Raw genomic sequence first — 24,994 nt, 5'->3', positions numbered from 1 at the left:
AAATTACCCTACTAAAGGATAAGCTAAGCATTTCTACTGACAAAAGAATGACTTTTTATAAAATAGACAAACAAATAGATTTTCTTTGGAAATTGGCCGTATCGCTTGCACCATTATTTCCATTTATGTATAGTATACGTTATATCTATTGATCGAGGAAGGTGAGATCTTGACTAAATCCTTTTATCATTTTCTAATGAAGTTTCGGCACCCTGAACCAAATGATCAAATTAGCGAATTTGCAAATGACGCTTATCTTGATCATGATTTTCCTAAAAATAGCTTTGATTATGACGAAATTAGTGATTATTTAGAATTAAATGGGCACTATCTTCCAAGTATGCGCGTTTTTGATGAGGCTTGGGAGCAATACTTATTTCAAGAAGAAAAGAAAAATTACAGCTATTGAAAACATCCGGCAAGAATTTGTTTGGGTGTTTTTTGTTGGGTTTTTTTCAAAGTAACTGCCTTTTTCTAAGAATTATATATCCTAAATGAAAAAAGGAAGAGCTACTGCATGTACTTAAACGTAAGAATGTATTCTTCCTATTGACATACAGACATATAATGAATAAAAAGTTTTAAAGTAAAAGGAACTACTGGATTTTAGGATACATGAATTTTTATGAGCGAATAGCAGATAAGTGCATATGATAATAGAAACAAAAGCGAAAGTGAAAGTGTAGACGAACAAAAAAGGATGAAAATTAAATGGTGACTGAAGATAGGATTATATTCCTTTAATATCCCCCATCTTCATTTGATTACATGTTCTACTCAAGAGTGTGGGGGAAAACCGCATAAGTAGGCAATGCCACACAATCTTGTTTAGAGAGGATCAGTAATTATGACGAATCGAAAAAAACCTAAATTCAAAATTGGTGATACAGTTGTAATCACGATATATGGTACAGTAGGTAAAATTACCGATGTGAAATATTTAGATCAAATGCATGTATATGAAGTAAATAAAAGTGAAGGATTATATTTAGAATCCAGTCTACAGATGCTGTCTGAATATGAAGGAGAAATAATGGATTCAGAGAAAATCGATATAGAGTATCGCTTCTTTATTGGTGATTTAGTGAAAGTAAAAGGATATGGTTCAAACCTTTTTAAAATTATGGGATTTCGGACAGAGATTTGGAGATATAAGTCAGATGCTTGGGAAGACGTCATTTACGAGCTTTCTAGAGTTAGTGATGGTGAATGGTTAGAGGCAGGAGAAGATGAATTAACGTTAGTGGCAGATGCAGATAGTGCTGATTCATTTATACAAAAATTAGGGCTTTTATATATAATGGATAAAAAACAAAAGTCCATCGATCTTAAAAAATCAAGTAGCTCCTTCCATCAGACAGAAAAAGAATTGTTAGAAAGAACAAAGGAGAAGAAAGAGCTTATTGATGGTTTGTTAGATATATATAATGATTACAGAATTCTTTATTCGTTATTTAAAGACGCTGAGTATGAACAAGTAATGAAGTTAACTCTTCGTAAATTGAAGCTATTAAGCAACAGATCGGATAAGGACAATGGAACCAAAAATTTAGAATAATAGGTAGATAAACATCGGTACACTGCTAAGTAGAAGTAGGGTAAAGAGCTTTTTTAAAAGGGAATGAAAAATAGTAAGGATCTCACTGTTTTCATTATTCAAATCTACTTTTATATCTTCGACTATATATTGGATTTTATTCATAATAGGATGCCTCCCTTTTTTTACTAAAACTATATGTATAAGCTCTAATAAACATGTCTATTTTTTAAACTTATCTGGAGGATATTTTTTAATTGCGTTCATTATTTGGCATTGTAGATATTTCTTCTTGAAATAAAGTCAGTTTTATCAGATAATTTTATTATGAAAGCATTTTTTTTTTAGATGTCACATATATTCTTTAAAAAGGGGGCGATAGGCTTGAAAGAAATCGACGTGATTATAGATACTGAGGAAATAGCAGAGTTTTTCTTTCGTGAGCTATTAAAAAGGGGATTCGTTCCTACTGAAGGTGAAATGGAAGAATTGGCTGACATTACATTTGAATATTTATTGGAAAAATGCATAATTGATGAGGAACTTGATGAATAAAAAAATAAGAATGGTTAAATCCTTGCCCTTTTTTTATGTAAGTAAATGAATTTTTGAAGCGCTGACTTTCTTCTCCCTATTTAATGGAGAAGAAAGTCAGCGCTTTTTTAAAAACTATCTTTTCCGACCTGTTGCAGAATATTCTTTTCCATGTGCTTCGTGCTCAGCAATAATCGCTTCTTTTGGTATATGATTATTTTTCTTTGGAGAATTTATACGATTTCGATGCTTTTTTCCCATTATAATCCTCCTCTTAAGCATTTATCATTATCATTTACTTGCTTTCAAACAGTTAGATAATCTGTTTTCCTTCCTAGTAGAGGAAAACTAATTTTAGTATAACCTTTTAAAAAACAGTTATGCTAAAATTAAATATGTTTTACAGCATATTAGAATATGATATAGTACAAATAGTGAAGTTTTCATAAGTATGATATTTTTGAGTAGGAATATTGAAAAGAGTATCAATTGGAGGAAATACTAATGAGTGTACATATTGGTGCAAAAGAACATGAAATTGCAGAAACAGTTTTACTACCAGGAGATCCATTAAGAGCAAAATACATTGCTGAAAATTTCCTGGAGGACGCTAAATGCTATAATGAAGTCCGTAATATGTTTGGATACACTGGAACATATAAAGGGAAAAGAATTAGTGTACAAGGGACAGGAATGGGTGTTCCATCTATTTCTATTTATATTAATGAGTTAATTAGTAGCTATAATGTACAAAATTTAATTCGTGTTGGTACATGTGGAGCCATTCAAAAGGATGTAAAAGTAAGAGATGTCATTCTTGCGATGAGTGCTTCAACTGACTCTCAAATGAATCGTTTAACATTTGGTGGTGTAGATTATGCGCCAACAGCTGACTTTGATTTACTAAAAAAAGCATATGACAGTGGACTTGAAAAAGGACTATCTTTAAAAGTAGGAAATGTATTTACTGCAGATATGTTTTATAATGATAATTCTGAGTTAGAGAAATGGGCTAAGTATCAAATTCTTGCTATCGAGATGGAATCAGCTGCACTTTATACTATCGCTGCTAAATTTAATCGTAAAGCTCTATCTGTTTTAACAGTAAGCGATCATATATTAACTGGAGAAGAAACAACGGCACAGGAAAGACAATCAACATTCAATGAAATGATCGAAGTGGCTTTAGAAGCTGCAATTAAATAAAAATAGTATAGATTATATAAAGGTATGCTTTGGCATACCTTTATATAATCATTTTAATGAGAAAATATAAAAGGTTTGTAAGGTGACATAAATGAAAAGATCAGTAACCATCCCTGCACTAGCAATAGCAACGCTTATGCTAACGGGATGTGAAAAAGTTGATTTTTCATCCCTCAAAGATAAAATTTCTTTTTGGGACGAAAAAGCGGATGAGCAAGATAGCGGAAACCAGGTTAACGAAGAGGAGCAAGAGAAGGAAGAGCAACAAACTCCTCCTGAAGAGGTCGAAGAAGAAGAATATCCATGGACATTAGAATCGATCTTTTTTAACGAAATTAAAGTTGTAGATGGAAGAAATATTATTCAAAATCCAATGAATATTGTATCACTTGTCAATAAAGAATTTGGATTGCCAGATGGATATATACCAGAAGATTTAGTCCGACCAAATGTGGAATTTTCGTTTGGTAATCAGGATATTGAAAAAAGTTATATGCGAGAAGAAGCTGCTAAAGCCTTGGAAGACATGTTTAATGGGGCAAAGAAGAGTGGCATAACCCTTTACGCAGTTTCAGGTTACCGTTCTTATGATCGTCAAACAGTCTTATTTGGTGCAGAAGTGGACCGAGTAGGAGAAGAAAAGGCGGTACAAGCAGTTGCTTATCCTGGTAATAGTGAGCACCAAACAGGACTAGCTATGGATATTTCAAGCAAAAGTGCAGACTTTTTATTAACAGAAGAATTCGGAGAAACGAAAGAAGGAAAATGGTTAAAGGAAAATGCTCATCTATATGGATTTATACTGCGTTATCCTGAGGGAAAGGAAAGTATAACGCAGTATAAATACGAACCATGGCATTTCCGATATGTGGGGAAAAAATCTGCAAAAGATATATATGAAAATGACTGGACATTAGAAGAATACTTCAAAGTTGTTCGAAAAATCTAATGAAGAATACAGGAAAGGAGTGGGATCCTACATTATTCCTTTTCTGTAGTTCTATAGGAGAAGCTTTCTCATATTTGATTAAATAAAAATAAAAATGGTATTCTATTTTTATACATAGTGTATAACTCTCTTGGAAACGAAAGTGGTGAGGCATTTGGATAACGAAAAAAACAGTAATGAAAAGGAATTAGAACAAGAAAGTGGACAAGGATATATAAAAATAAAAAAGTTTTATTTTGTCATGCTTTTATTTGTTGTTGTAATTGCAGCAGCAGGTATAACTACAATTGCTTTTTCTTTTGGCGAGGAACCTGCTGTAACTGTAAATAATCAACGAGATGAATTTAATAAATTGTATACAGCGTATGATACATTAATGGATGATTATTATAAGGATTTAACTTCGGAGGATTTAGTTAATGGTGCTATTGATGGAATGTTCACAGCACTAGATGATCCATATTCTGATTATATGAATGAGGAAGAAGCCGCAAGTTTTCAAGAAAGTATCTCTTCTTCTTTCGAAGGAATAGGTGCTGAAATTCAGGAACAAGATGATAGCATCGTCGTCGTATCACCCATTAAAGGTTCTCCAGCTGAAAAGGCTGGAATTAAGCCGAACGATAAAATTCTAACAGTAGACGGGAAATCTCTACAAGGTATGAGTTCTTCTGAAGCAGTTCTGTTAATACGTGGTGAAAAAGGAACAAAAGTAGATTTAGAAATAGAACGTGCAGGTGCAAGTGATCCATTAAAAATAACAATCACAAGAGATACGATTCCGATTGAGACAGTTTATGGAGAAATGGAAAAAGATAAAATCGCTAAAATACAAATAACAAGCTTTTCAGAACATACAGCGTCAGAATTAGTTGAAATCTTAAATAAATACCAGGAAGAGGGTATGGAAGGAATTGTCCTCGATTTAAGACATAATCCTGGTGGGATACTTGAAGAAGTGAAAAAAATTGCAGATCTCTTTGTTCCAAACGGAGAAATTATTTATCAAATTGAACATAAAAATGGTACGGTTGACAAAGTTACCTCTCAAAATAGCAACAATATGGATATTCCGCTTGTTGTGCTCATTGACGGAGGAAGTGCAAGTGCTTCTGAAATTTTAGCTGGTGCTGTTAATCAATCTGCAGACGTTCCATTAGTTGGTGTTAAATCGTTTGGAAAAGGAACTGTCCAACGTGCAGAGAGCTTTACAGATGGAAGCAATATTAAGTATACAATTGATAAGTGGCTAACTCCTAATGGCAGCTGGATACATGAAAAAGGAATTGAGCCAACCTATAAAGTGGAGCTTCCAAGCTATGCAAGCCTTACAATGATCAATCCTGAAAGTAAATTGAAAAAAGGCAGTAATTCAGAAGAAGTTAAAATAGCACAAGAAATGCTAAAAGCATTAGGGTATGAAATAGACAATACCAATGGTTATTTTGATGAAAGTACTGAAAAAGCAACAAAAGAGTTCCAAAAGAAAGAAAAATTAAAAGAAGACGGAGTTATTACTGACAAGACAACTACGCAATTAATGAATAAACTTAGTGAAAAACTCCAAAAATCAGATACACAAATGAATAAAGCAATAGAAGTATTAAAAAAGGAAATGGAAAAATAAGCTTTAACATCGAAGAATAGGGTGACAATTTGTCATCCTCTTTTTCATAGGCTGTTTTCAATAGTAAAAAGACAATAGTTAAAGGATGTTATAAAGATGAAACAGACAGATATCTATGTATTATCCGGTTTTCTAGGCAGTGGAAAAACTACGTTATTAAAGGAAATTTTAAAAAAAGAAAAGGAAATTGGACGAAAAGTAGCCGTCTTAATGAATGAATTAGGTAAAGTATCGATTGATTCGAATGAAATAGAGGAAGATATTCCTTTAAAAGAGTTACTCGGAGGATGTGTGTGCTGCACTATACAAGATGAGGTGGAAGCCCAAATTCAAACATTATTAATGGAAGAAAAACCAGATGTGATATATTTCGAGACAACAGGAGCTGCACATCCAGTAGAAACGATCGATGGAATTCTATCTCCCATTTTCGCAGATCGTCTTCGATTTAAAGGGATAATAACAGTAATAAATGGAAAGCAGTGGATAGAGCGAGCTACATTAAACGCCCCAGTTCAACAGCTAATCTTGGAGCAAGCCAGACATGCTAGTTTATTAATCATTAATAAAGAAGATCAATTGACGGAAGCAGAAAAAGCAAAAATTAGTTTTGAACTTCAATCCATTTCCCCACATGCATTTACTATATTAACAACCTTTTCAAAATTTCCATTTGAAAAATTACTGGAAATGAATACACAGGTTTACGATAACGTACAAAAAACGTCAATCCATAAATTACACTTGAGTACTTTTGTGTATACGTTTAAAAAAATGATTGCTGCAGATGAATTTGAAACCTTTTTAAGAGAGCTTCCAGATACGATTTATAGAATAAAAGGATATGTTCAATTTCACCAAGCAAAATATCCAGATTTGTTTCAATACTCATATGGAATGCCTTTATTCATGCAAGAAGACATGAAAATGCCATTAAATATGGTATTTATAGGGGAAAACATAGACTGGAAATTGGTTGAAGAATCACTAAATAAATTATAAGATATTGGTTTTTTTAGCAAGGATCCTTTCATATAATATAGTTTGGTAATTGTTAGCAATGAGTAAAATAGAATGAGTACAGTAGAGAAAAAGGGGCAAACTTTCATTATTCAAATAAAAGTGAATGGGGGTCCTTTGTGTACAGAAAAATTTTATTTATGGTTATATGTTATCAATTTTTGGTTTCTGCGATTTCAGTGCGAGCTGCAGAAGAAGAAATAACCTCTCCTATTAGTTTTGATATTCAACTGTTAAATTGGAATACAATAAATGAAATGATTCCTAGATACAGTAAGTTTACCATTATTGATATAGAGACAAAGAAGCAGTTTAAAGTACAACGGAGAGCTGGAAGCCAGCATGCTGATGTGCAGCCTCTAAGTGTGAAGGATACAAAGATAATGAAAGAAATATATGACGGAAAATGGAGCTGGCGAAGAAGAGCGATTCTTATAATGGTAGATGACCAATTGTTTGCTGCATCGATGCATGGGATGCCGCACGGCGCAGGTGCTTTAAATAACGATTTTCCTGGTCATTTCTGTGTGCACTTTTTAGGGAGTACCACACATAAGACAGAGAAGATGGACTTTTCCCATAAATTAATGGTGTATAAGGCTGCTGGCCATTTAAAAGAGTATTTAGAGCAGATGAATCCTAGCGAGGTTGCCAAAGCGTATACTGCTGGATTAAAGGAAAAGGATACTACCATTTTGCGGTACATTTCAACGAAACAGGAATGGTGGACAGCGTTAGAACCAATCAAAAATATAAAAATTAATCGATTACAAGAGCCTGACCACCAACAGTTTGAACAAGCATTACAAATTGATCTTCCAATTGATTGGAATATTTACGTAAAGAACGAGAAACCAAAAAGTATAAACAAGGAGCTAGTAATAATCAGAAGCTCCCCACTAGAACCTTGGAAGGTTAAAGTAGAAGAACCATTATTTTAATAGCTATAAATAATGCTCCTTCTCATATTGTTTATCTATGGATTTTAAAAAAGTCGTTCTATTGGCTATAGATGCAGACATTCGTTCATGCAGAGGAGGAAACTATGCCTCCTCTCTGCATGAACGACAGGACGGGGGCTATAGCCTTTCCTCTATTGAGGCAATAGCTCGCTTTCAAATAAATAAATCCTCGTTTAAGGAGAACTATACTTATTCAGTGTCTTCTCCTCCTTTCAACTTAGTTTTTAAAGTGTCTTTTTCAATAAAAGAAAAGACCACTAATTAAGGGGAAAAACAGAGCAGCCTGAATACCACTCTCCCCTTGGAAAGCAAAGTGGTATTCAGGCTGTAGGTATAATAATAGACCTCCCGTTATTGTATTCCTTTTAAGTAAAATACTTTTGTACCATAACTCCTCTTTTTTGAGTAAACTCAATTGTTACCACTTTTATTGGCGACAGGACTATTACCTTTTGCTTTTGAACGTAAGATAGGTAGTTTAACTGTCCGTTATTCTGAATTTTCATCTACTCTAATCTTACAGTGGGGAACGAAGGGAAATCCCCACACAAGTTTCACTTTACTGAAAGGTTACTTTTCGTTATCCCTTCATTTCTCCAAACTTAATAAATGTATTTTCGTCTTCCACTAAGCCGCAAGCAGCACACTGAATTCGATATTCTGGTCCAGAATAACCCATATGGAAAGGAGATAGGTTATCAGATGAATATTCCTCCATAACATTACCTGTTTGTGGATCTAATTTAACTGATTGAGAAACTTGCTTAATAATATTAAAGCGACTTCGATTCGTCTTGCAATTGGGGCAGCAATACGGTGTATTCATATCATTACTCCATTCTTTATAAGATATTATTCCTAATTATATTTCCAATCTTATCGTTTTTTTATGCATATAGCAGAAGTAGAAATAAGGAATCATCCTTTTTTACTCATTAATACAAATAGTTCTTTAAGCTCCCACTGTAACAACTTGTACATTTTTGTTAACACATTGACTTTAATGTTATTTTCATTCGAAAAAAAAATGTCTGTCAAGCATCATTTGTTGTCCAAAATATAGGTTTCTATAATATAATTCCTATTAATGGTTTTTTTATCCATTCTATTTATGGATAAAATAAAGGATATATTTTGGTTGATGTATCTATTATTCTATTCATTTTCCTGTTTTTTCCTATATACATTCTTTGTTATCTAACAACTAATTGGTTTTTTTATCCAAAAATATGACAAAAAACCTATGTTATGATTTTCGTAGTAAGTCGAAAACAACAAAATCTATTAAACTTTCGATTTGGACAACTAAGGAGGAAATATAGAATGAAAAAGAAAAATTTAATTTTTTCAGTAGCGGCAGCAACAACATTGATGGCAACTCCACTAGCAAGCAAAGCAGAGGCTGCTACAGTTCAACCAAAAGAGGCAAAGGTAATCTATCAATCATATAATCTTTCAGAAGAGCAACTTAATAAAATAGTAAATGATTTTTCTAGTAATTATCAAATTGATTTGGATAAAGTATGGAGTGAATGGAAAGAGTCAATTGGAAAACAACAAACATATCAATCTGAAAACAAACAAACGGAAGTTAAGAAGGATAATACAGAACAAATAGACAAAAAAAACCAAGAGCAATCAAAGCCTGAAACAACTACTTCACAAAATAATAAGGTAGCTGAACCTACTAATAATAAGGTTGAGGATGCAACTGCTTCGGTAAGCGCTTTTGAAAAAGAAGTAGTAGAATTAACTAATAAAGAAAGAGCTAACTATGATTTACCAGCCCTTACTTTAGATAGCGAATTAAGTAAGGTTGCTAAAGCAAAGTCACAAGATATGAGTACAAATAATTATTTTGACCATACAAGCCCAACCTATGGCAGTCCCTTTGACATGATGGAGCAATTTGGCATCACGTATAAAGCGGCAGGAGAAAATATTGCCAAAGGCCAAAAAACACCAGAAGAAGTAGTAAAGGCATGGATGAATAGTGAAGGACATCGTGCAAATATTCTAAGTGATAAATTTACACATATAGGTGTTGGATATGTTGAAAATGGAAGTTATTGGACACAGCAATTTATCGGAAAGTAACACCAATAATATTATCGATATAAAATAATTAAACATGCAACTCTACAGAATTTTTTTCTGATAGAGTTGTTTTTTTATTATCTTGAATCAATAGTGTTTTGGAAAGCATCAAGTTTAATACAATACTAGCTATAGTAGACACAACCGCAAGCTTATTTGAGTTCAAGTAGTATTGGCAGGCGAGAAAGAGTAGCCAACTATGGAAATTATATTTTAACTTAGATGATTCTGAATAAAGAGAATTATAGAAATAGATGTTTATTAAACAAAATAGTGGTATTTTTGAGCATTAATTTATATAATAATTTTTCCTGAATATCTACTTTAAGAACAAGCACACTAACTAAGAGAGTTTACAGGGAAGAATTTATTGCATAGGAGAAATTACAAGTGGAAATTAGACAAGGACATATAGATGATTTACCAACAATCATGGAGATTGTTAAGAAGGCTTTAGTGATTATGCAAAAAGAAGGAAATGATCAATGGTCTCATAAATACCCTAATGAAAATAGCTTTGAAATAGATATCGAAAATAAAAATCTCTTTGTTGCTATTATGGATGACAAAGTGGTTGGTTCTATTACAATTGATCAAATTGGTGGAAAAAACTATGAGGGTATTGCCTGGACTTATCATAATAGAGAATACATGGTTATCCATCGATTAGTTGTTGATCCAGATATTCGTGGTGGCGGTATTGCGAGTAATTTATTAGCATTCGCTGAAGTGTACGCCATTGAACAAGATGTATTTTACTTGAAAACTGATACATATTCATTAAATGATAAAGCACAAAACTTATTTATGAAAAATGGATATAATAAAGTTGGTTCTACTTTTTTTGAAGGAAAAGACAAACCATTTTATTGCTATGATAAATTATTTCTATGATTCCTTAAAGGGAGATAGGAGGAAATCGCTAGATCTCCTCTTATCACACTTTGCAAGCAAAGGAAATCTGTAAAATTCCATTTTCATATTTCTTTTTAATCGTATTTTCATTCACATATTTTGGGATGCTGATTTTTTTTAGAAAATGTTTATTCTGTCGTTCTTTCAAAAGATAGGAACATTTAGGAAAAAGGGTTTTATAATATCCTTCTATATAAAGGACATGGTGATGAATACGAATCTTTAAAAGGTTTATATCCATTCCTGGCAACTCCATATCAATAAAATAACAAGATTCAAATAAATAATAATCACATGCTGGGAAAGTATCGCTATTTTTTATCGATGTTGGTGAAAGGGAAGACCACTCTTTGTCACTAGATCCAAACATTTCTTTCCAATAATCTTCCTTATGACTATTCTCTGAAAATTGATAGATTTTTTTTAAGTTGTCAAAACTCATAAAAATTCCCGCTTCCTTTTTAATTCATTTCTGTTACATCAATCTCCGAAAATTGAATATCAATATTCTTCTGAATCCTTATCTCTAAAATATGATCTTTGTAAACGGCAGCAGACCCTTTTTTTCTTACAATGGCAGGCAATGTAATCATATGTTTGTCTTCAAATGATGGAATATGCTCTATTACTAATTGGTTAGATGTATAAAAGATCTTAATATGTTCAAGCCAGCTGCTTTCTAGAATAGGAATTCTGACATAAACGTGATGATGGGTTTCAAAAACGACATAATTGAATTTTTCTGAATCGTGAATGTTATCATTGCGATAATTCGCACCTTTTGAAAATTGCTGGAACATAGTATCTGGCTCCATTTTCTGAAGAGATTCTGGCATAAGTTTATCCATCATTTCTTGTACATACTTTTGGATATCTTGAGGATTCATTTGATCCATTCTATTTTTTGAATCTTTATTAAAAGGGAATAAATTCCATGGGAACATTGGAAATTCATCCTTTCTCACCTTTGCAAATATATGCTTATTTTTCATTGTATTCACACATAATAAAAGTGTGTATTTGCCTAGTTGGCATTTCTTTAAATGAATATTGAAAAAAATCAGATAAGCGCAATGCCTTTTTCATATGCTCCATGTCTAACTATTCATTTTACAAAGTAGCCTAAGGACCATTATCAATATATTACTGTACCGTTTCTTGCCAGTACTTAAGAAGTTTATCCTCTGGTAATGGCCTACTATAATAGTAGCCTTGAATTTCATCACATCCCCATTCTAAAAGGCATTTAATTGTTCTTCCTTTTCAACGCCTTCAGCTGTTACCGTAATATTTAAGTTTTTGGCTACAAATAGCAAAGATTGTACTATGGCCGCATCATTTTTATTTTTTGGTAATTCTTTAATAAAGGAACGATCAATATTTATGCGATCCAGGTTGAACTGTGATAAGTATGTCAGGGAGGTGTAACCTGTTCCAAAATCATCCATCGATTTTTGGATTCCTTTTTCCTTCAGTATATTAATTTTTTTCTTAGTCTGTTCTGTATTTTCAATAGCCAGGTTTTCGGTGATTTCTAGATCAATCATATGTGTTGGAAGTTTGAATTTCTGTAATTGCGCAAATAAAAATGGTATAAAGTTCTCATCTAAAAAATGAATAGGCGATATGTTGATAGAAAGGTGAAAATTCACATTATATTCTAGTATCCAACCCGAAAATGAGCTTATTGCCTATTCAATAATCCAGTTACTGAGAGGAATAATTAGACCGTTTTCCTCTGCTAATGAAATAAATTCATCTGGACTGACAAAACCTTTTTCTGGATGGTTCCATCGTACTAATGTCTCTACACCTACTTTTTTTTTGTGATTAGTACTATGCTTGGGTTGGAAATGAAGAATAAATTGTTCTTGCTTAAGAGCTATCTTTAATGACTGAAGCATATTGATTTGTTCTAGTTTCTTCTCTTCAACCTGAGAAGAAAAGAAAATGACATTATTTCTTCCAGAATGCTTGACTTCATACATGGCCATATCAGCATGCTTAATCAGCGTGTTTAAATCTTTGCCATCTTCTGGATAAAAAGAAACACCGATGCTTATAGTAATTTCTTTCAAAGTCTCTTGTACTAGGAATGGCTCCTTCATTAAATCTTGAATATTCTTGATTCTTTCAAATACTTCGTTCCGACTATAGGGCGCAATAAGGCAAATGAAAAAATTCGTCTTCCCCATTCTTGCAAGCAATTCACCTCGTATCAATATTTTTTTTAATCTTCCCGTAACTTGCTTCAGTAAGGTATCTCCAGCGACATGGCCAAGATTATTGATGTCTTTGAACATGTCGAGATCGATAAGAATAGTTGCCACAAGCGTGTTAGCGTGAATGGTGACTTTCTAAATTTCGATAAATTCCTCTTCATTTGAATAAACCAGTTAAATCATCATGATATTGATATGCTACGAATTTTACTTGCCTCTGAGTCGTAATCTGTTCTGTTATATCTTCTAAAGCAACATTTATTAACTAAACAGTAAGAGGTTAAAGTAGGGACTTTTGATTTGTTTAGTTATCAACAATGTGAATGGTGACAATCATAGATTTATATGATGGAAGATATTCTCTTATATGAAGGGGATAGAAATTTTCTAGTTCTATTGATACTTAGAGGTAGGTCGGAGATTAGCACCGTAATGACCAAGAGTTTTACCATTCAATAGTAGGGGGATAAAGGAAAACCCACCACTGATGGAAGTTTCACTTTATCTTTTTTTACATCTTTCCCCTTGTGGTAATCACTCTTTTAATGCTGATATTGCGGATAAGCAAATTTTTTCTTCTGTATCTTTATTAATCGACTCGTTAAGAAAATAGCTCCTGTAGCAAGACCGATAATGAGACCGATCCAATAGCCAAAGGGACCTAAATGGGTATACATAGCAAGAAGATAGCCGCTTGGTAAACCAATCACCCAATAGGATAGAAAGCTCATAAGAAGTGTAACATTTACATCTTTATAGCCTCGTAAAGCTCCTTGAATTGGTGCTTGAATAGCATCTGATAATTGAAAGAATATCGCATAAATAAGAAAGTGAGCTGTTAGATTTAGCACTTCCCAATCTTTTGTATAAATTTCAGCAATATCCATTCGGAATGTTAACAGAATTATTCCACTTATAAATGCAATGAAACACGCTAGTCCCACTCCTAACCAGCTATATGCTTTTGCATCCTTCAAGCGATTGGCTCCAACTTCATAACCAACAAGGATGGTTAATGCTGTAGAAATGCTGAGGGGAACCATATACAAGAGTGAGGCAAAGTTAATTGCCGATTGATGTGCAGCAATTGTATTAGTATCGTAATTGCTCATTAGAATTGTCACAGCACTAAAGATACTTGTTTCAAAGAACACGGAAAAACCAATCGGAATCCCAATTGTCAAAATTTCCTTCCATTTAATCCAAGATACTTTTGAAAATTGAGTAAATAATTGAAACGAAACAAAAGGCTGTTTTCGATGCACGATATAAATGGCAATAAAAAACATAATCCAATACGTTATACTTGTTGCATAACCAGTTCCTATTCCACCTAGCTCGGGAAATATCCATATCCCATTGATAAGTGCATAATTTAATACTACATTAATCGGAATGGCAATTAAAGTAATAAACATGGTAATCTGAGTCTGGCCAAGGGAATCAATGAAAGAACGAAGAACAAAGTATAAGAAAATAGGAATAATCCCCGTACTCAAGGCTACTAAGTAATGGTAAGCAACGTTAAAGACTTCTTTTTCTAACCCAATACTTCCTAATATGGACTCTAAAAAGAAGTAGCCAATTATTATAAGTGTTACAGCCATACTAAAAGAAAGATACGCAGCTTGGATAACTGAAAATCGTACCTTTTGTGGTTCGCTTCTACCCATTAATTGGGAAACGATTGGAGGTAAAGCAAGAAGAATCCCACTGAGTCCTGTATAGATTGGTGTCCATAAGGAGCTCCCTACTGCTACTCCCGCTAAGTCAACGGGACTATAATGTCCAGACATTGTCGTATCAAAAAAGCTTAGTGCAAATATGCCAACCTGTGTAACAAGTACAGGCATTAAAATAACGATCATTTGTGTTAACTTTTGATTAATTGAATTTGATTGTTTCATCTTTTTGTCCTCTTTCTTAACAATAACGTTTCGTATTATACCATAGATTGGGAGAATGATGGAACGAAAGAAACGGAAACTTCTAAATTCTTTGCATAAAAGTGGTTTGTAGTTAAGATGAACAGATTATGATGAAATTTATATATGAATGGAAATGGATAAGAATATATGTCTTCGAAACAATTTGACAGTGAAGCAAATATTTTAAACCTTTTAGGGCATAAAACATAGTTATTAATGGTAGGGATGCTAACGGTTCACGAATGCTGTTTATGTGAATTTGTAGATGGGTTTCAATTGTCTCAACCTGCTATTAGTCAACATTCGAGAAAGTAAAAGGATGCTGGACTGGGTAATCAATTTTCTAAATCAACAAAATATACATTTTTCGATGGTTAACGATATTCTAAAGTAAGTAAATGAGCAAGAAGAAAAATTTATTAGCTTAGAAGATCACGGCAAAAGAATTTCTTGTATTTAAAAGTAAAAAAATGTAATTGACAGCACCTTTTTTTACTGATAATATATAAGTATATAATTATATATTAAAAGAATAGATACAAATACTAATAAATATTGTATTTCTTTTCTTTAAATAAGTATATAACAATAAGCTTATGTAATAGGAAATCGTGTAGAAAGGAGGATAAAAATGAGCAAAAAAGACCAATCTTTAAAAGAGACAGCTAGTGTTTTAAAATTACTAGGGGATAAAACAAGACTTAGCATTGTAAGCTTGTTGTCTGAACAAGAATGCTGTGTGTGTGAATTTGTTGAAATCTTTAATATATCACAGCCAGCAATTAGTCAGCATCTTCGTAAAATGAGAGATTTGGGAATTGTAAAGGAACAAAAAAAGGGGCAGTGGGTTTTTTATTCATTAAATAATACTAGTGACTATTATGAAATGATAATGGAGCTATTAAAACACATCCCAAATCAGCGAGAAAAAATCGAGAGGTTAGAAGAAAAAGGTTTTAGAATCATATGTAATTAATGGAGGTTGACACTTTGTTACAAACAGTCTTGGCAATAATTATCTTTTTATTAACATTAACATTGGTTATCTGGCAGCCAAAAAATCTTTCGATTGGTTGGTCTGCCTGTGGAGGGGCAATACTAGCATTACTGGTAGGTGTAGTAGATTTTAATGATGTTGCTGATGTAACAGGGATTGTTTGGAATGCAACACTTGCCTTTATAGCAATTATAATTATCTCTTTAATATTAGACGAAATTGGCTTTTTTGAATGGGCAGCACTACATATGGCACGAGCCGCGAACGGGAACGGGCTTAAGATGTTTATTTATGTTTCGATATTAGGTGCAATTGTTGCAGCGTTGTTTGCAAACGATGGTGCAGCACTTATTTTAACCCCCATTGTACTCGCGATGGTTCGAGCATTAAAGCTAGAAGAAAAAATGGTTTTTCCATTTATTATGGCTAGTGGATTTATTGCAGATACTACATCCTTGCCGTTGGTGGTAAGTAATTTAGTGAATATAGTTTCTGCTGATTTCTTTGGTATTGGTTTTGTTGAGTATGCATCCAGAATGATTGTTCCAAATCTATTCTCCTTATTAGCTAGTATCCTTGTGTTATATCTATACTTTCGTAAGAGTATTCCTAAGAAGTATGACTCAAGCCACTTAAAGGTTCCCGTTGATGCAATTAAAGATCAAAAAATGTTCCGGATTTCTTGGGGCATTTTAGTGGTCTTACTTATTGGCTATTTTGGAAGTGAGTTTTTGAAGATTCCAGTATCGTTTGTTGCTGGCATTATCGCAATTATTTTTCTCTTTTTTGCAAGAAGAAGCGAGGCGGTATCTATTCGGAATGTAATGAAGGGAGCACCCTGGGCAATTGTTTTCTTTTCGATAGGAATGTATGTTGTTATTTATGGTCTTCGGAATGTAGGATTAACCAACCTGCTTTCAAGCGTTATTCAAGCAGCTGCAGATCAGGGATTGTTTGTTGCAACCATTGGCATGGGATTCATCGCTGCTATTATTTCTTCCATAATGAATAATATGCCGACTGTCCTGATCGATGCCTTAGCAATAGCAGATACTAATGCAACTGGAGTAATCAAAGAGGGATTAATTTATGCTAATATAATCGGTTCCGATTTAGGTCCAAAAATTACCCCGATCGGTTCACTGGCAACTTTATTATGGCTACATGTATTATCACAAAAAGGGGTAAAGATTTCATGGGGAACCTATTTCAAAACGGGAATAATTTTAACCATTCCGACTCTTTTTATTACTTTAATTGGCTTATACTTCTGGCTTTCTTTCCTTTCATAGTTGGTAAGTTAAACCATTAATCTCCGAACTCTAAAAAAAGCAAGAGAGAAGGAACGAGCCATTTTTAGTCGCCTGTTTTTATATGATTCATTGCAAAAAAGAAAGGTTAAATCGATTTAAGAAAAAAATGAATGCATATAGGAGGATAAACATGAAAATTATTATAATAGGATCGGTTGCAGCAGGGACTTCTGTAGCAGCAAAAGCACGTAGAAATGACGAACAAGCCGAGATCACCTTATATAATGCAGATTATGACATTTCCTATTCAGTTTGTGGAATTCCTTATTTTCTAGGTGGAGAAATAGATGAATTGGAAACTTTAACACCAAGGACTCCATCTTGGTTTAAAAAACGATATAATGTAGACATTTTTATCCGACATGAAGTTACCAGTATCGATGCTGTAGAGAAAAAGATTCAAGTGAAAAACTTAGATACAAACGAAGTAAAAGAGGATATATATGATGTATTAGTTTTTGCAACAGGTGCAACACCAATTACTCCTGAAATTAGTGGTGTAGAATTGGAGCATGTTTTTCAGGTTCGAACCATTCAAAATACGAAAGCTATCGAAAAATTTATGAAAGAAAAGCAGCCCGAAAAAGCAACTATTATTGGCGCAGGTTATATTGGCTTAGAAATGGCAGAACAGCTTAAAACAAGAGGATTAGATGTAACGTTAGTTCAGCGTAGCAATCAAGTTATGTCTCATTTGGATAAGGATATGGCTATACGTGTAGAGGAGCACTTAGTTAAAAAAGGGGTAAAACTCCTTTTAAATGAAGAAATAACCGCAATAAATGAAGCGGAAATACATTCAAAATCAGGAAAAGTTATCGAAGCAGATATGGTCATTTTAGCAACAGGTGTGCGCCCAAATACACAATTGGCTGAGGCAATAGGTGTTAATATTGGTCAATCAGGGGCCATTGCTGTAAATAGTAAAATGCAAACAAATATACCAGATGTGTATGCAGTAGGTGACGTGGCGGAAAGCTTTTCCTTAATAACAGGGAAACCGCTGTATCGTCCATTGGGTAGTACAGCTAATAAAATGGGGAGAATAGCTGGTGATGTGATAACTGGTGGTTCACTAGAGCATCGAGGTATTTTAGGTACAGGAATTCTGCGAGTTTTTGATTTAGCTGTTGGACAAACTGGTATGACAGAAAAAGAAGCATTAGAAGAAGGATATTCAATTGAAATCCTGCACAATATCAAACCTGCTAGAGCGGAGTATCTTGGAGGGAAAGATTTAATCATTAAGGCAATTGCTGATAGACAAACAGGCAGAATATTAGGCGTACAAATTGTGGGGGAAGAAGGGGTGGATAAGCGAATGGATGTATTTGTTACAGCCATTACATTTCAAGCAAAAGCTGAAGACTTATTCCATCTTGATTTAGCGTATGCTCCACCTTTTAGTACAACAAAAGATCCTGTTATGTATACTGGGATGGCGTTACAGAATGCTATAGAAAAGAAAAATAAACTAATTACCCCAAGTGATTTATCAGAAAGAATAAATAATGGTGAAGCAATACAGGTAATTGATACGCGTTCTGCAAAACAATTTCAAGCCTCATGTGTGGATAGTGCCATTAATATAGCTCTTGGTGATTTGCGTGAAAAATCGAAGAATCTTGATCCGTTGCTCCCTACTGTGACATATTGCAATAGTGGTACAACAGGTAATGCTGCGCAAAATGTATTACGAAATTTAGGGTACAGCGATATTTATAATCTTTCTGGTGGTAATAAAAATTATCAAACCTTTAAGAAGAGTAAATAAAGGGTTTGCTAACATAGGAAGGAACCTTTAAGTTCAAGCTTTATCGGTTCTTTTCTTCATTCAAAATGTCACAGAAAAAATGTAAGAAATAAAATAAGATCAGTAGATAGATACTAGAGCTATCGCTGATCTTAGTAGATTATGAACAGTTGACCAATGAATTTACGCCTCTCTGAGATCATTTGTACTCTCTTCAGTAGTTTGACGTAAAGTATAAAGAGTAAATAAATCTTTAGGAATTTCAAATAGTTGATAATTTGTGCCAGAGCTATTTAAGGCTTGTAAAAGATTGCTTCTTGTCTCATTGGCAGAAATAGCATAAGGAAGCTTTTCGGCTGCTTTTAGCGATCGAGTATTATGGCTTCTAATCCGCATTAATATGCTGTCAATATTTAGGTCAAAAAATGCTTCAGAGAAGAATAGTTCCTTTGCCAATTTATTGTATCCTTTTCCATGATATGGCTTCCCTAGCCATGTTCCTAGAAAGCCAATATTATTATTTAGATCAAATAAACTTATCGTACCAATTGGGTTTTGCCATTCGTCCAAAATGGTTCTTGAAATAAGTTCTCCTCTTTCTTCTGCTTCCATTGTTTGTTTTGTTAGAAACAGGTATTCTTCATATGAATTAGCTTTTTGACGCACAAATGGGAAGACAACTGGATGCGTCATTAAAGGATATAACACTTGGCAATCCTCGAGATCTCTTTTCTTTAACATAATAATCCCTCCGTGTCCTGAGGGCAGAACTTACTCTTGATAAAGAAATGCCCACCCTCGAAATTTTTAATCCAATTGAAAAAAAATTTCGGGGTGGGAATCGAACCCACTAGAACCAAAGCGGTGGCGCACCATTTGCCTTCCCATCTTTTATTATTATCTCATGATAACAAATTACTTTTCTATATCATACAAAATTATGTAGAAAATGAAAATAGGAAAATACAAACAAAATGTAAAATTTTTATGAATAAATGTAAAGGTGAGGGAGGCTAAATAGTTATATAGATGAAAAAACATAATAAAATAATTGGACAAATATTATTAGAAAAATGAAACATTTAATTTAATCAATGGTATATAATAATATAGCAATTATTATTACAATTCGGAGGTTTCAAATGGATTTCAAAGAAGATGTATCATCAACGGATGAGAGAATTTTTGCAATGCTGATTTACGTATCAAGTTTCTTTACTAATTTTATCGGACCATTAGTTATTTGGCTCGTGAAAAAGGATTCACCTTTTGTTAATTATCATGGTAAGGAATATTTCAATTTTTTAATTTCTTATGCTATTTATTCGTTTATTGCCTGGATTCTGATATTTATTATTATAGGAGTGATTATTTTACCTATTATCGGAATAATGGCGTTTGTATTTACAATTATTGCAGCAATAAAATCTTATGAGGGTCAAGCGTATCATATTCCATTAACAATTCGTTTTATTAAATAGTCCATTTGACTAAACATGACATGCTTTAAGAACTGCCGCATATTCTCTTAAGTATAATACTATCCTTCTTGATAGTGGTGTATATGAGATAGGGAATATGCAGCAGTTTTTTTATTTGTATTATTCCATTTAACAAAAAAAAGCATCATTACTGTTAATCCCTCATTCATGCAGAGGGTACCATTCTTTTCATTCCTTGTCCTCCTTTTGTGGATTGATATATCCCTAATGAATTTATAGTCTTCCTGTTCCATCGATAAAGCGTTGGAAAGCAGACCTCCATTTTCTTTTGCTCCTAAATAAAAAAGAATAATAGACAATTTAATAGAACTAATTTCATTTTTTCCAAAAAAGTCTCCATTAACTAATCATAGATTTGAGTAGAAATTAATAGAATAGTTACTACAGATTAAAAAATATGCCAAAACTCACAATCCAACCTTGTAAGGAAGAATGGAAATAAAGGAGACTCGTTATGAATATAGAAAAATATTATAAATACACAGCCGTTTCTGCTTTAAACGCTAGTCTAATTAGTTGCATTCCAATTTTTCTTTTTACGGTGCTGTTTATTTTTAGTCACTCTAGCATTACTTATTTCTTACTTTTAGTGCCATTTGGATGCTATAGTGTAACTTGCTATAGCCAGTATTATTTACATAAACGACGATTCGAAAAGGTAGATACAATATTTTCATTTGGTCAAGTTAACTCCATTTTAAAAACAAATACAGTTGTTTTATCATTTTTACCTGCACCCTCACTGCGTATGGTTATTTTTGATAGAAATGGGCAAGAGATTGGAGAAATTAAAGATGTGAAATTTTCGGTGATTCGCTGGTATCTTCCCTTTCTATTTGATCTGTTTTATGTAAAATCATATGGATTTTATAATACGGAGAACGTGCTTCAATATACTTTCAGAATGAAGCGGAATAGGATAGAGATTTTAAATAAAGACAATAGAATGATAAGCTCAATAATGGAGATGAAAACAGATAAACGATCTTCGCGGATTTTTTTATTTGGTGAAAAATCACTCAGGATGAAAAAGAGCTTTGGTAATACGGAATATCATTTTGAGAAAGAAGATGGGATTGTATTAGCACATTTGAGAAAAGGCTGGATGCCAAAGGAGTGGTCAAAGCGATTCATGGACCCTAATCTTCCTTTATTTACAATTGATCCACATGCTTCGGATAGAGAAGTAATCCATCTATATGCTTTATTGGCGAAAATATTTGCGTATACAAATCATTGATTTATTTGAATTTATTCTGAAATTTTTTTGATAAGAAAATATTACTAAGGAAAGGCGAAATCATCATAATCTGTAGGAAAAAGTAAGTATTTTCTCCTAAAAAACATTGGCAAAGTAATGGGAATCTGCTATCATAAATTCTTGTGGCTACCCTATTTCATGCTGAAAGTCATGTCAATATATGACATGCTTTTCTTGTGTTTAAGAGGGAAGCGGGTAGGGAGAGGGCTATAACTAAATAGGTATTTCAAATGAAAGATTATATTTTTTCATTTTTTAAGCTAAAAGAAAATCAAACCACTTTTAAAAGTGAAATTTTTGCAGGGATTATTGGATTTTTTACTGTTGTTTATATTGTGGTGGTGAACTCTTTAATCTTGGCAGAAGCAGGTATTCCTTTAGAAGCAGCGATCATTGCAACGATTCTAACGTCAGTTGTAGGTTGTTTTTTAATGGGTTTTTACGGGAATGTTCCGATTTTACTTGTACCTGGTATGGGGATTAATGCTTTATTTTCCTATACAATTGTCCATTCAATGGCTTTAACTTGGCAAGAAGCTCTGGCGGTTGTATTCATTTCAGGAATTTTGTTTATGATTGTTGCCTTTACGAAGCTTGCAAAGATTGTAAGTGATTCAATCCCTGTTTCATTGAAAGAATCGATTACTGTAGGGTTAGGTCTATTTTTAATGCTAATCGGTTTGGAGAAAGGCGGGCTTGTTGTAAGAGGAACGAATTCCATTATTGCTTTAGGATCTTTTAGTGATTTACATGTATTAGCAACTGTACTCACATTTTTAATAAGTATTATCCTATTTTTAAGAAATGTGAAGGGAAATTTCCTCATTACGATTGTTGTTGGCACATTGATAGCAGCAAGTTTTGGAATAATTGATGTAAATAGCGGAAAGAGTCAATCGCTCCACTTACAAGAATACAAGAATGTGTTTGGTCATATGTCTTTTGATAAACTAATATCGATTCCATTCTGGATTGCGGTATTTTCCCTAACGATGGTACTTATTTTTGAGAATATTGGATTGGTAAATAACCATGTGCAATCTATTGATAGACCAGACCGATTTACAAAGGCTTTTCGAGCTAATTCTATATCTGTATTTCTTTCTAGTTTTTTTGGCACAAGTCCAACAGTAGCGACAGTGGAAAGTTCTGCAAGTATGACAGCTGGTGGGAGAACAGGTCTAACAGCGGTAACAACAGGACTTCTTTTTCTTTGTTCTGCGTTTTTTATTCCTGTTATTAAATTAATACCAGACAGTGCGATTGCACCGATTCTTATCATTATTGGAGGATTAATGCTACAAAATATCCGTAATCTGGATTTAAGGGATTTAAGTGAAAGTTTTCCCAGCTTCTTTATTATTGCTATGATTCCATTTACTTATAGTATCGCAGATGGTATGGCAATCGGATTTATCCTTTACCCAATTTTAAAGATAGCATTAGGTAAAGCGAAAGATGTTTCACTTCCTTTGTATTTCATATCCTCATTGTTTTTGATTAATTTTGTACTTCAATATACACATTAATCAAAAAGAAGATCCATCCTTTATCATAGCGCTTATTTTATTTTTTGAATAAGAACTTTACTAATATACCAGGATAAAGGATGGTCTTTATCATCGAAAAATAACTGCACCATAGATGCCCCTATAATTAATCAAAATAAGACATTTTAAGCGCTAAAAATAATTATCTTACACTCAAGGTTCGACAACCTTCTGCTTATAAATTTATTAAAATGACAATAACTATGGCACAAATAGATTGACGGAGGTAAAGGAATGGAAGTTTTTGTGGCGAGACAGCCACTATTTAATCGAATGGAAGAGGTTTATGGCTATGAATTGCTTTATAGACATAATAACATGAATTCATTTCCAAATATAAATGGAGATCAGGCGACGACAGAAGTTCTAATTAACAGTTTCTTTAATATTGGGATAGATAAGCTATCAGACGGAAAACCTTGTTTCATCAATTTCACAGAAAATTTATTAGAACTAAGACTGCCTACATATTTTCAACCAAGAAACATAGTAATCGAAATTCTCGAAAGCGTTATTCCCAGTCAAAAAATAATCGATATTTGCATAGAGTTAAAACAACTAGGCTATAAATTAGCGTTAGATGATTTTATTTTTGACAAAAGCAATCTATACTCACAATCTTTGCTATTACTTGCTGATATGATTAAAGTTGATTTTCAGCAAACAACTAAGGAAACACGTTCAGATTTGGAAACGTTGGCGAGAAAGAATAATATTGAATTGGTTGCAGAAAAGCTGGAAACAAAAGAAGAGTATGAACAAGCTAAAAATAAAGGATATCACTATTTTCAAGGTTACTACTTTTCAAGACCACTGATTATGTCTACTCACGATGTACCAATCTATATTCATACGTATTATAAGATACTTGAACTTTTGAATGATGAAGATCCAGATATTAATCGTATTTCAAAATTAATCGAGCAGGATATTTCATTGTCCTATAAATTATTGAAACTAATAAACACACTAGGCTATGGAATGAAGCAAAAGGTAACAAGTATTAAAAATGCGATTATTTATATTGGGCTTATTGAGCTGCAAAAATGGATATACGTTTTAACCGTAAGAGAAAATGAGTGGAAGAATGGAATCTCATTTGAAGTAATGCTTAATTGTTTAATCCGCTCTAAAATGTGTGAATCGGTCGCAAAGCTAATCCCTGGAAGACAAGAATACGGCAGTTTTTTTTTAACGGGTATGTTCTCCCTTATGGATACCATTATGAATAGAGATATGGCGACAATTCTTTCTGATTTACCTCTAGATGAAACGATTGTACAAGCATTATCAGGAGAGAAAAATATTCAACGAGATGTACTCCAATTGGTCATAGCTGCAGAAACAGCTGATTGGACTGGAATAGGACTTGGCTGCAAAGAGTTAAATATACAAGAAAAGGAACTATTTAAAGAATATGCAGAATCCATTTCATGGGCTAAAAAGCTATTGGATGAAGATTATTTATAATGTTTATTAAATAGAGAGGTTGGGACAAAAGCATTTCAACGAGAGTATAAAATATTTTGTGTAAATGAAAATTTCCATGTAAAAAGGAAGACCTTCTCTTGGTAGAATTAAGTCACCACAACCAATCCTAGAAAAGAGGTCTTCCCTATGA

Annotated in this window: 25 protein-coding genes and 1 pseudogene; 18 read left to right on the top strand and 8 right to left on the bottom strand. The window is 33.1% G+C overall.

Annotated elements, in window-relative coordinates:
* Positions 1-169: 169 nt before the first annotated feature.
* Positions 170-409 (top strand): YozE family protein, encoded by a 240-nt coding sequence (locus tag ACTQ5K_RS20975; RefSeq protein ID WP_035416077.1) that lies wholly within the window; start codon positions 170-172, stop codon positions 407-409.
* Between the two features lie 438 nt (positions 410-847).
* Entirely contained in the window at positions 848-1,558 is a 711-nt protein-coding gene (locus ACTQ5K_RS20970; protein WP_031535996.1) for a hypothetical protein, read from the top strand.
* Here the strand turns inward: ACTQ5K_RS20970 and ACTQ5K_RS20965 are convergent.
* Positions 1,550-1,702, bottom strand: a complete 153-nt coding sequence (locus ACTQ5K_RS20965; RefSeq protein ID WP_155986736.1) for a hypothetical protein — start codon at positions 1,700-1,702, stop codon at positions 1,550-1,552. The two genes, ACTQ5K_RS20970 and ACTQ5K_RS20965, sit on opposite strands and share 9 nt — an antisense overlap.
* A gap of 219 nt (positions 1,703-1,921) precedes the next feature.
* Between ACTQ5K_RS20965 and ACTQ5K_RS20960 the strand changes: the two genes are divergently transcribed.
* Positions 1,922-2,092 (top strand): YozD family protein, encoded by a 171-nt coding sequence (locus tag ACTQ5K_RS20960; RefSeq protein WP_065429127.1) that lies wholly within the window; start codon positions 1,922-1,924, stop codon positions 2,090-2,092.
* Positions 2,093-2,206: 114 nt separating this feature from the next.
* Here ACTQ5K_RS20960 and ACTQ5K_RS20955 read toward each other — a convergent pair whose 3' ends face one another.
* Positions 2,207-2,332, bottom strand: a complete 126-nt coding sequence (locus ACTQ5K_RS20955; RefSeq protein ID WP_016203953.1) for a hypothetical protein — start codon at positions 2,330-2,332, stop codon at positions 2,207-2,209.
* A gap of 243 nt (positions 2,333-2,575) precedes the next feature.
* Between ACTQ5K_RS20955 and deoD the strand changes: the two genes are divergently transcribed.
* The 5 genes from deoD (at position 2,576) to ACTQ5K_RS20930 (ending at position 7,814) form a co-directional block, all read left to right on the top strand.
* Entirely contained in the window at positions 2,576-3,277 is a 702-nt protein-coding gene (gene deoD, locus ACTQ5K_RS20950; protein WP_235251648.1) for a purine-nucleoside phosphorylase, read from the top strand.
* 91 nt (positions 3,278-3,368) lie between these two features.
* Entirely contained in the window at positions 3,369-4,226 is an 858-nt protein-coding gene (locus tag ACTQ5K_RS20945) for a M15 family metallopeptidase (protein ID WP_031535992.1), read from the top strand.
* Between the two features lie 154 nt (positions 4,227-4,380).
* Positions 4,381-5,853 carry a S41 family peptidase gene (locus ACTQ5K_RS20940; RefSeq protein ID WP_284561834.1) on the top strand — a complete coding sequence of 491 codons (1,473 nt, stop codon included), beginning with the start codon at positions 4,381-4,383 and terminating at the stop codon, positions 5,851-5,853.
* Between the two features lie 96 nt (positions 5,854-5,949).
* Complete coding sequence (locus tag ACTQ5K_RS20935; protein ID WP_031535988.1) at positions 5,950-6,855, top strand: CobW family GTP-binding protein; 906 nt, start codon at positions 5,950-5,952, stop codon at positions 6,853-6,855.
* Positions 6,856-6,992: 137 nt separating this feature from the next.
* Positions 6,993-7,814: a hypothetical protein gene (locus ACTQ5K_RS20930; protein ID WP_048718560.1), complete on the top strand. Its 822-nt coding sequence runs from the start codon at positions 6,993-6,995 to the stop codon at positions 7,812-7,814.
* A gap of 601 nt (positions 7,815-8,415) precedes the next feature.
* Here the strand turns inward: ACTQ5K_RS20930 and ACTQ5K_RS20925 are convergent.
* A complete protein-coding gene (locus ACTQ5K_RS20925; RefSeq protein WP_031535984.1) occupies positions 8,416-8,661 on the bottom strand; it encodes a hypothetical protein in 246 nt (81 codons plus the stop codon).
* 497 nt (positions 8,662-9,158) lie between these two features.
* Here ACTQ5K_RS20925 and ACTQ5K_RS20920 point away from each other — a divergent pair, with 497 nt between their 5' ends.
* Positions 9,159-9,932 (top strand): CAP domain-containing protein, encoded by a 774-nt coding sequence (locus tag ACTQ5K_RS20920; protein ID WP_031535982.1) that lies wholly within the window; start codon positions 9,159-9,161, stop codon positions 9,930-9,932.
* 390 nt (positions 9,933-10,322) lie between these two features.
* Positions 10,323-10,826 (top strand): GNAT family N-acetyltransferase, encoded by a 504-nt coding sequence (locus tag ACTQ5K_RS20915; protein ID WP_031535979.1) that lies wholly within the window; start codon positions 10,323-10,325, stop codon positions 10,824-10,826.
* Positions 10,827-10,869: 43 nt separating this feature from the next.
* Here the strand turns inward: ACTQ5K_RS20915 and ACTQ5K_RS20910 are convergent, their stop codons facing one another.
* The 4 genes and pseudogenes from ACTQ5K_RS20910 to ACTQ5K_RS20895 all read right to left on the bottom strand — a co-directional run bounded on the left by ACTQ5K_RS20910 (position 10,870) and on the right by ACTQ5K_RS20895 (position 14,976).
* Positions 10,870-11,289 (bottom strand): Hsp20/alpha crystallin family protein, encoded by a 420-nt coding sequence (locus tag ACTQ5K_RS20910; protein ID WP_031535978.1) that lies wholly within the window; start codon positions 11,287-11,289, stop codon positions 10,870-10,872.
* A gap of 19 nt (positions 11,290-11,308) precedes the next feature.
* Positions 11,309-11,839: an Hsp20/alpha crystallin family protein gene (locus ACTQ5K_RS20905; RefSeq protein ID WP_311298667.1), complete on the bottom strand. Its 531-nt coding sequence runs from the start codon at positions 11,837-11,839 to the stop codon at positions 11,309-11,311.
* Positions 11,840-12,082: 243 nt separating this feature from the next.
* A pseudogene (locus ACTQ5K_RS20900) lies at positions 12,083-13,177 on the bottom strand (putative bifunctional diguanylate cyclase/phosphodiesterase).
* A 434-nt stretch (positions 13,178-13,611) separates the two neighbouring features.
* Complete coding sequence (locus ACTQ5K_RS20895) at positions 13,612-14,976, bottom strand: MATE family efflux transporter (protein WP_031535973.1); 1,365 nt, start codon at positions 14,974-14,976, stop codon at positions 13,612-13,614.
* A gap of 237 nt (positions 14,977-15,213) precedes the next feature.
* Between ACTQ5K_RS20895 and ACTQ5K_RS20890 the strand changes: the two genes are divergently transcribed.
* From ACTQ5K_RS20890 to ACTQ5K_RS20875, 4 genes are all read left to right on the top strand, one after another.
* Positions 15,214-15,312 carry an ArsR family transcriptional regulator gene (locus ACTQ5K_RS20890; RefSeq protein ID WP_349205146.1) on the top strand — a complete coding sequence of 33 codons (99 nt, stop codon included), beginning with the start codon at positions 15,214-15,216 and terminating at the stop codon, positions 15,310-15,312.
* Positions 15,313-15,628: 316 nt separating this feature from the next.
* On the top strand, positions 15,629-15,973 hold the full coding sequence (locus ACTQ5K_RS20885) for an ArsR/SmtB family transcription factor (protein ID WP_031535972.1): 345 nt from the start codon (positions 15,629-15,631) through the stop codon (positions 15,971-15,973).
* A gap of 14 nt (positions 15,974-15,987) precedes the next feature.
* Positions 15,988-17,286, top strand: coding sequence for an arsenic transporter (locus ACTQ5K_RS20880; protein WP_031535969.1), 1,299 nt, complete (start codon positions 15,988-15,990; stop codon positions 17,284-17,286).
* Between the two features lie 151 nt (positions 17,287-17,437).
* Positions 17,438-19,081, top strand: coding sequence for an FAD-dependent oxidoreductase (locus tag ACTQ5K_RS20875; RefSeq protein ID WP_031535967.1), 1,644 nt, complete (start codon positions 17,438-17,440; stop codon positions 19,079-19,081).
* Positions 19,082-19,243: 162 nt separating this feature from the next.
* Here the strand turns inward: ACTQ5K_RS20875 and ACTQ5K_RS20870 are convergent, their stop codons facing one another.
* Positions 19,244-19,801 carry a GNAT family N-acetyltransferase gene (locus ACTQ5K_RS20870; protein WP_251629885.1) on the bottom strand — a complete coding sequence of 186 codons (558 nt, stop codon included), beginning with the start codon at positions 19,799-19,801 and terminating at the stop codon, positions 19,244-19,246.
* A gap of 401 nt (positions 19,802-20,202) precedes the next feature.
* Between ACTQ5K_RS20870 and ACTQ5K_RS20865 the strand changes: the two genes are divergently transcribed.
* The 4 genes from ACTQ5K_RS20865 (at position 20,203) to ACTQ5K_RS20850 (ending at position 24,843) form a co-directional block, all read left to right on the top strand.
* The gene (locus ACTQ5K_RS20865; protein WP_031535963.1) at positions 20,203-20,541 is read left to right on the top strand and encodes a DUF4870 domain-containing protein; all 339 of its coding nucleotides are present in this window, start codon (positions 20,203-20,205) and stop codon (positions 20,539-20,541) included.
* Between the two features lie 475 nt (positions 20,542-21,016).
* Positions 21,017-21,802, top strand: coding sequence for a hypothetical protein (locus ACTQ5K_RS20860; protein WP_031535959.1), 786 nt, complete (start codon positions 21,017-21,019; stop codon positions 21,800-21,802).
* Between the two features lie 251 nt (positions 21,803-22,053).
* Positions 22,054-23,352 (top strand): NCS2 family permease, encoded by a 1,299-nt coding sequence (locus ACTQ5K_RS20855; protein WP_031535957.1) that lies wholly within the window; start codon positions 22,054-22,056, stop codon positions 23,350-23,352.
* A 255-nt stretch (positions 23,353-23,607) separates the two neighbouring features.
* Positions 23,608-24,843, top strand: a complete 1,236-nt coding sequence (locus ACTQ5K_RS20850; protein WP_031535956.1) for an EAL and HDOD domain-containing protein — start codon at positions 23,608-23,610, stop codon at positions 24,841-24,843.
* Positions 24,844-24,994 lie beyond the last annotated feature (151 nt).

Source organism: Niallia sp. Sow4_A1 (assembly GCF_052116745.1).
Lineage (GTDB): Bacteria > Bacillota > Bacilli > Bacillales > Cytobacillaceae > Niallia > Niallia hominis.
The sequence above is the reverse complement of the archived record's forward strand: the minus strand, read 5'-3'. Positions and strand labels throughout refer to the sequence as shown.

Excerpts from the sequence above, each read along its gene's own strand:
- ACTQ5K_RS20890 (WP_349205146.1), top strand. The coding sequence starts at position 15,214 with ATGGTAGGGATGCTAACGGTTCACGAATGCTGTTTATGTGAATTTGTA.
- ACTQ5K_RS20970 (WP_031535996.1), top strand. The coding sequence starts at position 848 with ATGACGAATCGAAAAAAACCTAAATTCAAAATTGGTGATACAGTTGTA.
- ACTQ5K_RS20875 (WP_031535967.1), top strand. The coding sequence starts at position 17,438 with ATGAAAATTATTATAATAGGATCGGTTGCAGCAGGGACTTCTGTAGCA.
- ACTQ5K_RS20920 (WP_031535982.1), top strand. The coding sequence starts at position 9,159 with ATGAAAAAGAAAAATTTAATTTTTTCAGTAGCGGCAGCAACAACATTG.
- ACTQ5K_RS20925 (WP_031535984.1), bottom strand. The coding sequence starts at position 8,661 with ATGAATACACCGTATTGCTGCCCCAATTGCAAGACGAATCGAAGTCGC.
- ACTQ5K_RS20910 (WP_031535978.1), bottom strand. The coding sequence starts at position 11,289 with ATGAGTTTTGACAACTTAAAAAAAATCTATCAATTTTCAGAGAATAGT.
- ACTQ5K_RS20855 (WP_031535957.1), top strand. The coding sequence starts at position 22,054 with ATGAAAGATTATATTTTTTCATTTTTTAAGCTAAAAGAAAATCAAACC.
- ACTQ5K_RS20860 (WP_031535959.1), top strand. The coding sequence starts at position 21,017 with ATGAATATAGAAAAATATTATAAATACACAGCCGTTTCTGCTTTAAAC.
- ACTQ5K_RS20965 (WP_155986736.1), bottom strand. The coding sequence starts at position 1,702 with ATGAATAAAATCCAATATATAGTCGAAGATATAAAAGTAGATTTGAAT.
- deoD (WP_235251648.1), top strand. The coding sequence starts at position 2,576 with ATGAGTGTACATATTGGTGCAAAAGAACATGAAATTGCAGAAACAGTT.
- ACTQ5K_RS20905 (WP_311298667.1), bottom strand. The coding sequence starts at position 11,839 with ATGAAAAATAAGCATATATTTGCAAAGGTGAGAAAGGATGAATTTCCA.
- ACTQ5K_RS20885 (WP_031535972.1), top strand. The coding sequence starts at position 15,629 with ATGAGCAAAAAAGACCAATCTTTAAAAGAGACAGCTAGTGTTTTAAAA.
- ACTQ5K_RS20955 (WP_016203953.1), bottom strand. The coding sequence starts at position 2,332 with ATGGGAAAAAAGCATCGAAATCGTATAAATTCTCCAAAGAAAAATAAT.
- ACTQ5K_RS20895 (WP_031535973.1), bottom strand. The coding sequence starts at position 14,976 with ATGAAACAATCAAATTCAATTAATCAAAAGTTAACACAAATGATCGTT.
- ACTQ5K_RS20935 (WP_031535988.1), top strand. The coding sequence starts at position 5,950 with ATGAAACAGACAGATATCTATGTATTATCCGGTTTTCTAGGCAGTGGA.
- ACTQ5K_RS20865 (WP_031535963.1), top strand. The coding sequence starts at position 20,203 with ATGGATTTCAAAGAAGATGTATCATCAACGGATGAGAGAATTTTTGCA.
- ACTQ5K_RS20945 (WP_031535992.1), top strand. The coding sequence starts at position 3,369 with ATGAAAAGATCAGTAACCATCCCTGCACTAGCAATAGCAACGCTTATG.
- ACTQ5K_RS20870 (WP_251629885.1), bottom strand. The coding sequence starts at position 19,801 with ATGTTAAAGAAAAGAGATCTCGAGGATTGCCAAGTGTTATATCCTTTA.
- ACTQ5K_RS20850 (WP_031535956.1), top strand. The coding sequence starts at position 23,608 with ATGGAAGTTTTTGTGGCGAGACAGCCACTATTTAATCGAATGGAAGAG.